Source organism: Mycobacterium sp., assembly GCF_032159565.1.
Lineage (GTDB): Bacteria > Actinomycetota > Actinomycetes > Mycobacteriales > Mycobacteriaceae > Mycobacterium.
The window spans coordinates 20,715-30,975 of the sequence record NZ_JAVHWR010000106.1; the positions used below are offsets into that span (position 1 = coordinate 20,715).

13 protein-coding genes are annotated in these 10,261 nt (G+C 65.9%); 6 read left to right on the forward strand and 7 right to left on the reverse strand.

Translation table 11 applies throughout. The features are described from left to right. Nucleotides 1-13: 13 nt before the first annotated feature. The 3 genes from QOC76_RS13125 to QOC76_RS13135 all read right to left on the reverse strand — a co-directional run bounded on the left by QOC76_RS13125 (nt 14) and on the right by QOC76_RS13135 (nt 1,489). Nucleotides 14-481 carry an SRPBCC family protein gene (locus tag QOC76_RS13125; protein WP_526357269.1) on the reverse strand — a complete coding sequence of 156 codons (468 nt, stop codon included), beginning with the start codon at nt 479-481 and terminating at the stop codon, nt 14-16. Continuing rightward, a complete protein-coding gene (locus tag QOC76_RS13130; protein ID WP_526357270.1) occupies nt 478-804 on the reverse strand; it encodes an ArsR/SmtB family transcription factor in 327 nt (108 codons plus the stop codon). The genes QOC76_RS13125 and QOC76_RS13130 overlap by 4 nt, the downstream gene beginning before the upstream one ends. Nucleotides 805-907: 103 nt before the next feature. Beyond that, nucleotides 908-1,489: a DUF2867 domain-containing protein gene (locus QOC76_RS13135; protein ID WP_526357271.1), complete on the reverse strand. Its 582-nt coding sequence runs from the start codon at nt 1,487-1,489 to the stop codon at nt 908-910. A gap of 35 nt (nt 1,490-1,524) precedes the next feature. Here QOC76_RS13135 and QOC76_RS13140 point away from each other — a divergent pair, with 35 nt between their 5' ends. The 4 genes from QOC76_RS13140 (at nt 1,525) to QOC76_RS13155 (ending at nt 5,199) form a co-directional block, all read left to right on the forward strand. Next, nucleotides 1,525-2,151: a TetR/AcrR family transcriptional regulator gene (locus QOC76_RS13140; RefSeq protein ID WP_526357272.1), complete on the forward strand. Its 627-nt coding sequence runs from the start codon at nt 1,525-1,527 to the stop codon at nt 2,149-2,151. Next, a complete protein-coding gene (locus QOC76_RS13145) occupies nt 2,151-3,089 on the forward strand; it encodes a threonine ammonia-lyase (protein ID WP_526357281.1) in 939 nt (312 codons plus the stop codon). The genes QOC76_RS13140 and QOC76_RS13145 overlap by 1 nt, the downstream gene beginning before the upstream one ends. Nucleotides 3,090-3,293: 204 nt before the next feature. Next, the gene (locus QOC76_RS13150) at nt 3,294-4,604 is read left to right on the forward strand and encodes a DUF7159 family protein (RefSeq protein WP_526357273.1); all 1,311 of its coding nucleotides are present in this window, start codon (nt 3,294-3,296) and stop codon (nt 4,602-4,604) included. Further along, entirely contained in the window at nt 4,579-5,199 is a 621-nt protein-coding gene (locus QOC76_RS13155; protein ID WP_526357274.1) for a Pr6Pr family membrane protein, read from the forward strand. The genes QOC76_RS13150 and QOC76_RS13155 overlap by 26 nt, the downstream gene beginning before the upstream one ends. On the opposite strand, the gene QOC76_RS13160 is transcribed toward QOC76_RS13155, so the two are convergent. Next, nucleotides 5,196-5,864, reverse strand: coding sequence for a sterol desaturase family protein (locus QOC76_RS13160; protein ID WP_526357275.1), 669 nt, complete (start codon nt 5,862-5,864; stop codon nt 5,196-5,198). The two genes, QOC76_RS13155 and QOC76_RS13160, sit on opposite strands and share 4 nt — an antisense overlap. Further along, complete coding sequence (locus QOC76_RS13165) at nt 5,861-6,583, reverse strand: FadR/GntR family transcriptional regulator (RefSeq protein WP_526357276.1); 723 nt, start codon at nt 6,581-6,583, stop codon at nt 5,861-5,863. The genes QOC76_RS13160 and QOC76_RS13165 overlap by 4 nt, the downstream gene beginning before the upstream one ends. 127 nt (nt 6,584-6,710) lie before the next feature. On the opposite strand from QOC76_RS13165, the gene QOC76_RS13170 reads away from it, so the two are divergent. Further along, nucleotides 6,711-7,055 carry a hypothetical protein gene (locus tag QOC76_RS13170; RefSeq protein ID WP_526357277.1) on the forward strand — a complete coding sequence of 115 codons (345 nt, stop codon included), beginning with the start codon at nt 6,711-6,713 and terminating at the stop codon, nt 7,053-7,055. Here QOC76_RS13170 and QOC76_RS13175 read toward each other — a convergent pair. After that, on the reverse strand, nt 7,006-8,256 hold the full coding sequence (locus tag QOC76_RS13175; RefSeq protein WP_526357278.1) for a cytochrome P450: 1,251 nt from the start codon (nt 8,254-8,256) through the stop codon (nt 7,006-7,008). The two genes, QOC76_RS13170 and QOC76_RS13175, sit on opposite strands and share 50 nt — an antisense overlap. Nucleotides 8,257-8,482: 226 nt before the next feature. On the opposite strand from QOC76_RS13175, the gene QOC76_RS13180 reads away from it, so the two are divergent. Further along, nucleotides 8,483-9,037 carry a hypothetical protein gene (locus QOC76_RS13180; RefSeq protein WP_526357279.1) on the forward strand — a complete coding sequence of 185 codons (555 nt, stop codon included), beginning with the start codon at nt 8,483-8,485 and terminating at the stop codon, nt 9,035-9,037. 1 nt (nt 9,038) lies between these two features. On the opposite strand, the gene QOC76_RS13185 is transcribed toward QOC76_RS13180, so the two are convergent. Further along, nucleotides 9,039-10,172 (reverse strand): nitronate monooxygenase, encoded by a 1,134-nt coding sequence (locus QOC76_RS13185; RefSeq protein WP_526357280.1) that lies wholly within the window; start codon nt 10,170-10,172, stop codon nt 9,039-9,041. Nucleotides 10,173-10,261 lie beyond the last annotated feature (89 nt).

Below are 10,261 nucleotides of genomic sequence, written 5' to 3' on the forward strand. Positions count from 1 at the left end.
ACCGCCTCCCCGTTCACTCAGCCGCGAAGTCGGCGAACCTCTCGAGCCCAGAACCCCAGCCGTCGGCCGCGCCGACCGCATCGGCCATGCCTTGACCACCGTCGCCCAAACGCCAGAAATCCTTGTGCACCACGGTGACTCGCGTCGAGTCGCCTTGGGCGGTGAACGATACGGTGACACGGGACGCTTTCTCGACATCGGTTTCGAGCGCCCAGGTACCCGTGATCATCCAAGCGAAAGTGAAGCCGGTGGGCGGATTCCATTCGGTGACCCGCCCCCATACCGATTCGCTGCCGTCCTCGCAGGTGTCGTACAACCGACCGTCGACCCGCGGTTCGACCGTCATCGCCACCACCGCAGATGTCGCCAGATGATGTCCGGCGGGCCACCATTCGGCCATCCGGTTGGTGAAAAGGTCGAATGCACGCCGTGGCGACCCCGCAACGGTGACCTCGCGACGGACATCGGTGGTCGTTGTCATGATTGCACTCCTGATTCGTTGGGCTGGGTGTCGACGAACCAAGCGAAGTCCGACAGTGCGTCGCGCCACATGGTGTCGAGCCACTGCCGAAGCACCTCGAAGCCGTCGGTGGTCACCGTGTAGACGCGACGGGTTCCGACGGGACGGGACACCACGACGCCTGCGTCCTTGAGGATCTTCAGATGCTGCGAGACCGCGGGCCTGCTGATCGGCAGTTGGTCGGCAATCTCTCGAACCGACGACGGCTTGCGGCGCACCAACTCGAGGATGTCGCGCCGGGTCGGGTCGGCCAGCGAGTCGAGCACGCTTCCGTAAGTAACCACTTACCGTTTGTACCAGCTTACGGATAGATGGTCAAGAAGCGAGAAACTTGCGCGTGACCATGGCGGAGTCGAGCCGCAGGCGCCTACGCCGCTGTCGCCGCGGCTACGGCCGGATGGGGTTTTGCGAAAGCCATCTCCTGCCAATCTGTTTGAGCATTTGCGGATAGACGATCAGGTAGCGGAACGGCATGATGGCCGCCATGTACGCGCGGCCGAGACGGCCGTTGGGCTTCACCAGAATGGCCATCTGGCCGCGATATCCACCCGCTTCATCTCCTACCCAGCCGAGGTGAATGACGCCGTGCACTGTCTGGTTGATGAGTTCGGCGGCCCACTCGTCGTCGAGCTGGTACAGGGCAGTGAAGCCCATTGCGGGCTGCACCGTCGAGGGGGAGTGGCGCAGATCCGCGGGCAGCGTTTGCCGAAGGCTCGGACGCGAGGGATCGTCGGAGGTGTTGTCCCAGCCGAAAGCCCGACCGAGCACGTGCCGGACCGCGAAGAGAAACCCGGTCATCGAAACCCGCTGCTGCGCCTCGTCGAAAGAGGCCACCATCTGGATCAGCCGGGGGAAGTCCTCGGCCCCGCCTGCGGTCGGTAGCGCCCAGACATCCTCGAGGCGGAAGCCGCGGGTCAGCTCATGGATGCGCCACGGTCGCGAAAAGTGAGCTTCTTTACGGAGTTTCATCGGACACACCTCCGGTCTCACGCTAACATACATACATGCACGTATCTATACCCGAATCCGGGGGCCGCCCACGGACCCAGGCGGAGCGCCGCGCACGCACCAGGGCGGCTCTCCTCGAGGCGGGAGCCAAAGGTTTCTCGCGGTACGGGTACGGCAACCTCGTGCTCGAGAAGGTGGCAGCCGATGCCGGCTACACCCGCGGAGCGCTCTACCACTTGTTCACGGGCAAGGAGGAACTCGCCGTCGCCGTCGTGGACTGGGTCGCGGCCACCTGGGAACGGGAGGTCTGGGAACCCGCGCAGCGTGCAGGTGCGCCCGTCGACATTCTGGTCGCGCTCGCGCGGGACCACATCGTGTTCTGCCGCCGCGACATCGCGCGCGTGATGATGGCGCTACGGGTCGAGTTCGCCGGCCGTGTACACCCGGTCGGGACCAGGGTCGCCGACATCGGGAAGGACCTTGCAATGCGGTTCGGGGACGTCGTCGCCGCGGGCAGGGAGGACGGATCGATACCTCCCGGCCCGCCGGCGAAAACGCTCGGTGCCGCGATAACCGCCGCCGTCGAGGGTCTGGCGATTCACTTGGCCGGCGCCGCGCATGACGAGGAGATGGCGGAGCGCATGGTTCGCGGGTTGCTTGGCACACTCGAACCGTGCAGCTGATCACTCTCGAGGACGTCCGAGCGGCGGCCGACCGGATCAAGGACGCCGTCGTTCGAACCCCGTTGATTCCGGCGCCATGGGCCGGCGCGGAGCGGCCGCTGTGGATCAAGCCGGAGAACCTACAGCCGATCGGCGCGTTCAAGATCCGCGGCGCCTTCAACGCGATCGGCAACCTGGAAGAAACCGACCGGGCGCGAGGCGTGGTCGCGTACTCGAGCGGCAACCATGCCCAGGCGGTGGCCTATGCCGCAGCGGCGTTCGGGATCGAAGCACACATCGTCATGCCGCGAGAGACACCGCACGTCAAGGTGCAGGCCACCCGTGGCCACGGCGCACACGTCGTGCTGTGTGAGGCGGGCGAACGCGAGAAGGTCGCCGAGCAGCTGTTGGAGCAGACCGGCGGCATCCTGATACCGCCCTTCGACCACCCGGACGTGATCGCGGGGCAGGGCACGATCGGCTTGGAGATCGCCGACGACCTACCGGAGGTGGAGAACGTGCTCGTACCGGTCAGCGGCGGCGGGCTGGCCTCGGGAATCGGAATCGCAATCAAGGCTAGGTGTCCCTGGGCCAAGGTCTTCGGGGTCGAGCCGGAACTGGCGGCCGACACCGCCGAGTCCCTTCGATGCGGTGAACGGGTGGACTGGTCCATCGAAGACCGCAACCGGACCATCGCCGACGGCCTTCGCTCCCAGCCGTCCGCGCTGACCTTCGCACATCTGCAGAAGGTGCTCGACGGTCTGATCACGGTGTCTGAGAACGAGATTAGGGCCGCGGTTCGAGACCTTGCCGTCAATGCGCACCTCGTCAGCGAGCCAAGTGGCGCGGTGGCACTGGCGGCCTACCGGCAGGGCGTGACGCCGCCCGGCCGCACGGTGATGGTGTTGTCCGGCGGCAACGTCGGACCGGCCGTCCTCGCCGGCATCCTTCTGGACTGAAAAATTACTCAGCAACTTCGTACTGTTTGCTGCTTTGGCGTACGTCGGCGGTCGAAACGCCGTTCGCCGGATACTTGATTTGCTAGGCGTCGAGCCGTCGACGGCAGCAACGGTCCCAGGACGTCCTCACCACGAGATCCATGTAGTCTCACCCCGTTAGGTGACGAAGACCACGCCCGTAATAGATGTCCCGAGGGGGTGCGGATGGACGCGGTGCTCGGACTGTCCATGACGCCGACCACCGTGGGGCTCGTTCTCGTCGAAGGCCAAGACGCTGACGGCGCCACCATGGACAAGGACGAGTTCGCGGTTCACGACCGGGGCCTTGTCAGCGCCGTGAACACTTCCGAGAAGGCTGCGGCCGCCGTGATGCGGACCGAGGCGATCGCCGCGGCACGCGGTCACCGGCTTCATTCGATCGGGGTCACGTGGAGTGAGGACGCCGACACCGAAGCTTCGCTTCTCCTGGAGTCGTTGTCGGAGTCGGGCTTCGACAACGTCGTCGCGGTGCGACTGCCCCAGGCCACCGAGGCGTTGGCCCGCGGAATCGCAGGAGTCATCGGTCACGAGATCACCGCCGTGTGTGTCATCGAACCCGATGCCGTCGTCGTGCTTGTGGTCGACACGGCCGACGGCGCCGTGCAGACGGCGGTCAATCACGCCGTCAGCACCGACGAGGATCTCGCCCGGTGGCTGAGCGCGATCTTCGCCCAGGCCGAGTGGCAACCGGAGGCCTTGGTGTTGGTCGGGTCGGCCAGCGACCTCGAAGCGATTACCCCGCATCTCGAAGAGGTGCTGGCGGTGCCGGTCTTCGTCCCTGCCGAGGCTCAGCTGGCACTTGCCCGCGGCGCGGCCATTGCGTCGACCCACGGACCCGATTACTTCGTGGACCAAGCCGGCGACGAATCAGACCAGACAAGACCTCGGCGGACGGCCCCATTCCCGCGCATCGGGGCCGCCGGCGCCATGCTGGGTGTCGGCGTGGTGACCTTCGTGGTTTCGGGATCTCTGGCGATCGGTCTGCATCTGTCCTCTCAAGAGAGCGCGAAACCGGCCGAGAAGCCGCCGGCGGCTGCCGCGGTGAAGGCTGTGCAGCCGGCTCCTGCCGCCTCGCCGACAATCGAGGCGGCACTGCCTCCGCCGCCTCCGCCCGCTGAACCCCCACCGCCGCCCGTATACGACGTCGAACCGGTCCCAATCGCCGATCCACTGGCGCCGGAGGCCCCGGCTCCCGATCCGCTGGCACCGGCCGACGGATCGCTTCCGCAGGGTCCGCTTGCCCCCAATGGCCAGCCGCTTCCCCCAGGTGTCACCGACCCGGCCCCGGGTCTCGTGCCCGCACCGGTGACGCCGGTGCCGGAGCAGAGTGGGGGATTCCTGGGACGGATCCGAGACAGACTCTCAAATATCGGCAAACCGGACCAACCGGCCCAGGCGCCGGTCGACGTGGCGCCACCTCAGGATCCGCCGCTGGTGCCGCCGCCCGCGGATGCGCCCCCGCCACCGGCCGGATAATGACTTTGTGCGGGTCCTGCTACGCGTCCTGATCGTCGCGGCGGTGGTGATCGCGCTGATCTCCGTCGAGACAACGTCACGATCCGGCGTGCTCTGGCGGCTGATCACCTTCACCTATCAGGCCAATGTGCTTGCCGCGACGTACTATTCGTGGAGTCTGGTCTCGGCGCGGGCAGATGACCGGGGCGCCGTTCGCGGGGCCGTGGTCCTCTATGTCGTTCTAGCCGGGATCATCTGGAACCTGCTGCTGACCGACTACAGCATGGGGTACACCCCGGCCAACGTCTTGTTGCACATCGTCGTTCCGGCCCTCGTGACCATGGACTGGCTGGTGGTCGGACGCGGTCAGCGCAGCGTCCGCTGGTGGCAGCCGCTGGTGTGGCTGATCTATCCGGCGGCCTACGTTGTGCTCGCGTTGCTGGTGCTCAACAGGGCGGGGCGGCGTGCTCCGTATTACTTCCTTGACCCCGACTCCGTCGGAATGGCCGTTGTTGTCACGAACATCGGCCTACTCGCGGTGTTCATCCTCGTGCTGGGATATGCGATCTCAGTTGTCGGCAGGCCTAGGCGAGCAGGTTCGCCCCCGGTCGGTTAAGCCTCAATCGCGTGCGGGTTTTTGGCGGTCGGCGACGTCTCGACAACGGTGGGGTCGGGGTAGGTGCCCAACACCCGGTCGGCGGTGCCGGAGCTGGTGACGGTGAACCAGTAGTGCTCGTTCTTGAAGTGGTGCTGTCGGTGGTTGCGCCAGATCGCTCGATAGAAGCCAGGTCTCGGTTTGTAATCGCTGTGCACAAGGTAATGGGTCCACTCGTATCCCAGGCCGAGCGCCATGATGAACATCAGACCAGTCAGCCCGAGCCCAACTCGCGGAAAACCAAGCAGCGCAACGGCCACAGCGAGGGGTGTCGCCCAGAGCAGAGCCTTCCACGGTATGAAGGTCAGCGGAACGTTTCGGGGATCGATGTGGTGGCGCCGGTGTTCGCGCGCAAGCAGCGGGTCGATGGTCAGCCGACCGATGCGCTTCGGCCGCCAGTGCAGAATGAACACGTGGACAAGCCATTCGAAGAATGGGAAGAGGGCGAGCATCGCAACCGGTACCAGTGCGTCGGATGTCTGCCAGTCGCCGGCCACGATGCGTGCAGTCAGCGCAGCGACCAGCGCGGTGCCGATCACCCAGGGCGAAGGGTGCTTCCAGAACTCGCGCCGTGCATCGCGCAGAGTGAATCCGTTGCGGGCCGCGCGCACAGTGGAGACGGTCATCGGTGTTTCTCCAGACTGCTGATCACCGCGAGCATCGCTGCGGTGGCGGGTTCGAGTAGATCCGTCGCCGCCTTTCTGGCGGCGTCGGGGTCGCCTGCGGCGATCGCGGCGGCGAGTTCCCGGTAGGCCTGCGGGCGGCCGACCTCCGCGGCCATCACGGCGGCGAGAGCAGGCAGCGCGGGCTCGTAGGTGGCCCGAAGCGTGTTGTACATCAGCCGGAAGACGATGGAATCTGCTCCGTCGACGACGTGATCCCAGAACGTCAGCGCGTGGCGTTGCTGCTCGACGGCGTCCGTCTCGGATTCCAGGCTGCCGATGGTCTCGTCGAGGAGCGCGGCCAAGCCGGGTCGGCGCCGCACGGCGGCGAGTTCGGCGGCTTTCGGTCCGTTGTGCAATCGCGCCTCCAAGATGCTGCGAACGACCGCGAGGTCGAGTTCGCCTCCGCGGAGCAGCAGCCGGGGGAGTAGGTCGAGGCCGGCGTGCCTGCGGAAGTCACGCACCGTGGTCGCGTCCCCTTGGCGCACCTCAACCAGACCGGCGGCCGATACCCGTTTGAGCGCCTCCCGCACGGCGGGACGGGACACTCCGAGCACTTCGGCGAGGCGGCGCTCGCTGGGCAAGGTCTCTCCTGGCTGCATCTCGCCGCTGAGCACGTCGGCGAGGATCTGCTCGAAGACGTCCTCGGGCACCGAACGCCGGTTCACCGGTTTTAGGGCCATGGAGCCACCCTGACCGATCAAAGGCCAGAGGTCAAGTGGTCAGACCAGCTGCCTTCTGCCACCTCGGAGGTAATTGCATCCGCTACCTGCAGCGGGCACCGTGAAGTCGGGCGAAAGGAAAGCCGAGATGACGGACCGACATCACGCACACTCGGCGATTCCACGGTGGCTGCGGGTCGTGCTCAAGTGCGACCGAGCGGGTTCGTCCTGGTACATCGGCACCGGCTTCTTCTTCGCGCCGGTGCTCGCGGTGCTCTCGCCCTGGCCCACGCTCACCGCGATCCTGTGGGCGGTGATCGCCCTCGCGGGGCTGTGGCTGGGCCTGCTCGGCATCGCAATGGCGACCGGGCTCGCGATCGTCTTGCGGTCGGGGGAGGAGATCCCCGAGGACTACTGGCGCACGATCATTGACTACCCGGCGGCTACGTCGCGACAGCCGTCTTCCCGGTGTAGTCGACCTGCCAGTGCTTGATGCCGTTGAGCCATCCCGACCGAAGCCGCTCAGGCTTGGATAACGGCGTCAGATTGGGCATTTCGTCGGCGATCGCGTTGAAGATCAGATCGATCGTCATTCGCGCCAGATTCGCGCCGATGCAGTAGTGCGCACCGGTGCCGCCAAACCCGACGTGCGGGTTGGGATCTCGCAGCACGTTGAAGGCGAAGGGATCGTCGAAGACGTCTTCGTCGAAGTTGGCCGAACGGTAGAAGATCACCACCCGGTCGTCCTTTTTGATCTGGACGCCGCCCAACTCGGTGTCCTCGAGGGCGGTGCGCTGGAAGGAGGTGACCGGCGTCGCCCAACGGACAATTTCGTCCGCCGCGGTCGCGGGCCGCTCTCGCTTGAAAAGCTCCCACTGGTCCGGGAATTCGGTGAACGCCATCATGCCCTGGGTGATCGAGTTGCGGGTGGTCTCGTTGCCCGCCACCGCCAGCAGGATCACGAAGAAGCCGAACTCGTCGTCGGTGAGCTTGTGGCCCTCGACATCGGCATGCACCAGCCTGGTGACGAGGTCCTCGGCGGGGTTCTTAGTCCGGTCGGCCGCCATCTGCATGCCGTACATGATCAGTTCGACCGATGCTGCCGTCGGGTCGTTTCTGCCGTACTCCGGATCCTGGTCGCCGACCATCTGGTTCGACCATTCGAACAGCTTCATGCGGTCTTCCTGTGGCACACCCATCAACCCGGCGATCGCCTGCAGCGGAAGCTCGCACGACACCTGCTCGACGAAATCACCGGATCCCTCGGCCGCCGCCCGCTTGACGATGTCGCCCGCCCGTTCACGGAGCTCGTCGCGAAGTGACTCGATGGCCCGCGGTGTGAACGCGCGCGAGATGATCTTGCGCAGGTGGGTGTGGTGCGGGGCGTCCTGGTTGAGCAGCACGACCTTGCCAGCCTCCAGCGACGCAGGATCAGCCTCGTCGCGGTACCGCGGCAATGCGGTCTTCTTATTGCTGGAGAACACGTCGCTGCGCCGGGACACCTCCTTGACATCCTTGTGCTTGGTCACCACCCAGCAGCCGGTGTCGCCGAAAGCCAGGTTGCCCTTCTCCTGTTCCTGCCACCAGATCGGAGCCACCTTGCGCATGTGCGCCAGTTCGTCGATCGGCAGCCGTTCTGCGTACATGTCTGGGTCAAGGAAGTCGAACCCGGCCGGGAGGTTCGGAGATGCCATCGATTGGACTCCTCATACGACGTTGTCTAGTGCCCGTATGGCATTGCTACACCACAGATCGGACCGGGTGAAGGGGTTCTCGAAACTACGGGAAAACTCTCAAGTGAAACGTGTTCTGGCCGGTTCGCCATAACTGACCCCTTGGTCACAGATTGCACAGGTGTAACAATCGGTGTACCAATGCTGAAGCACCCAATAGCACCGTGACAAAGCGAAGGGGGCATCGGTGAAGAGATCCGACAAGGTATCCGACAAGGTGTGGTCGCTGTCCGTGACCGGTGGCGCGCTCGGGGCGTTCGCAGCGTTGACGCTTGCAATGCCCCTCGCGCACGCCGATCCCGATGCAGGGCCGCCGCCGTTACCGGGGCCCGCCGATCAGTCGATCACCACTCAAGCCGCGGCGAGCGATCCCGCGCTGCCCGCGCCGCCGCCTGCGGAGGTTCCGCATCTCTCGAGCCCAGAGAACCTGCCTCCGGGCACCTCCGATGTCCCGGTTGATCCGCAGCAGCGCAGAGGAACGTCGTACCTGCGCGACCTTTGGCACGCGGTCCAGACCCAGGACATCAGCGGCAAGGATGCGATTCTTCTGTTGACTCAGCGCCCGCTGGACCCCAACGCCATGCCGACGAACGGACTACCCGCCGGCCCGCAGGCACCGCTGCCCGATGCGCCACCACCTGATGCGCAGGCACCGGACGCGCCGATGCCCGGCGCTCCAGCGCCTGGGCCGGTGTTACCCGGACCCGCGCCCGCACCGGCACCGGAGGCGCCGACGCCGTAGGTCAGAGGCTGGCGGCCTCGTTGAGTTCGTCGAGCCGGTTCGTCGCCTCGAGGTACTCCTGCACCCAGCGCTCGATGACGACCGAGGTCTTCTCCACCTTGTTGAACTGACCGACGACCTGGCCGACCGGGTTGAAAGCCACGTCGACGCTCTCGTTGGGATACTTGTGCGTCGCCGCGACCGCCATGCCGGACACCATGTACTGCAACGGCATACCGAGGGGCGTCGGATTGTCCGGATCCTCCCAGGCCTCGGTCCAGTCGTTGCGCAGCATCCGGGCCGGCTTACCGGTGAACGACCGGCTGCGGACCGTGTCGCGGCTGCTTGCCTTCGCGTACGCGGCGTGCTGCACGGGCGTGTGCTCCGACTCCTCGACCATCACCCACTGCGAACCCGTCCACGCGCCCTGCGCGCCGAGCGCCAGTGCGGCGGCGATCTGCTGGCCGCTGCCGATGCCGCCCGCGGCCAGCACCGGGATCGGCGCGACCTCCTTGACGACCTGCGGCCACAACACGATCGAGCCGACCTCGCCGCAGTGTCCGCCCGCCTCGCCCCCCTGGGCGATGATGATGTCGACGCCCGCATCGGCGTGCTTGCGCGCCTGCGACGGCGATCCGCACAGCGCGGCGACCTTGCGTCCTTCGTCGTGAATGTGCTTGATCATGTCGGGCGGCGGCGTGCCGAGGGCGTTCGCGATCAAGGTCACCTTCGGATGCTTCAGCGCCACCTCGACCTGCGGCGTCGCGGTGGCCTCGGTCCAGCCGAGGAGTTGCAGCGCGTCATCGTCACTGTGATCGACCGGCACGCCGTGGTCCGCCAGAATCTTGCGCGCGAAGTCCAGGTGCTCGTCCGGCACGAGTGCGTTCAGTTGCTTCTTGAGTACCTCGGGCGACAGATCGGCCGAATCCATGCCCTCGTACTTGTTCGGAATGACGATGTCGACGCCGTAGGGATGGTCGCCGATGTTCTCGTCGATCCACTTGAGTTCGATCTCGAGTTGCTCGGGTGTGAAGCCGACCGCACCGAGCACGCCGAAGCCGCCCGCCTTGCTCACCGCGACGACCACGTCACGGCAATGGGTGAAGGCGAAGATCGGAAACTCGATGCCGAGGTCGTCGCAGATGGCCGTGTGCATGCCGGCTCCTAAGCAGTGGGCGAACTGAAACGTGTTCTAGTTTAGTACCCACCGGCGCCGCGACCACCACGGGGTCGCCTAACCGTCGT

Coding starts and splice junctions, on each gene's coding strand:
- QOC76_RS13125 (WP_526357269.1), bottom strand. CDS start 481: ATGACAACGACCACCGATGTCCGTCGCGAGGTCACCGTTGCGGGGTCG.
- QOC76_RS13135 (WP_526357271.1), bottom strand. CDS start 1,489: ATGAAACTCCGTAAAGAAGCTCACTTTTCGCGACCGTGGCGCATCCAT.
- QOC76_RS13140 (WP_526357272.1), top strand. CDS start 1,525: ATGCACGTATCTATACCCGAATCCGGGGGCCGCCCACGGACCCAGGCG.
- QOC76_RS13150 (WP_526357273.1), top strand. CDS start 3,294: ATGGACGCGGTGCTCGGACTGTCCATGACGCCGACCACCGTGGGGCTC.
- QOC76_RS13155 (WP_526357274.1), top strand. CDS start 4,579: ATGCGCCCCCGCCACCGGCCGGATAATGACTTTGTGCGGGTCCTGCTA.
- QOC76_RS13160 (WP_526357275.1), bottom strand. CDS start 5,864: ATGACCGTCTCCACTGTGCGCGCGGCCCGCAACGGATTCACTCTGCGC.
- QOC76_RS13165 (WP_526357276.1), bottom strand. CDS start 6,583: ATGGCCCTAAAACCGGTGAACCGGCGTTCGGTGCCCGAGGACGTCTTC.
- QOC76_RS13170 (WP_526357277.1), top strand. CDS start 6,711: ATGACGGACCGACATCACGCACACTCGGCGATTCCACGGTGGCTGCGG.
- QOC76_RS13175 (WP_526357278.1), bottom strand. CDS start 8,256: ATGGCATCTCCGAACCTCCCGGCCGGGTTCGACTTCCTTGACCCAGAC.
- QOC76_RS13185 (WP_526357280.1), bottom strand. CDS start 10,172: ATGCACACGGCCATCTGCGACGACCTCGGCATCGAGTTTCCGATCTTC.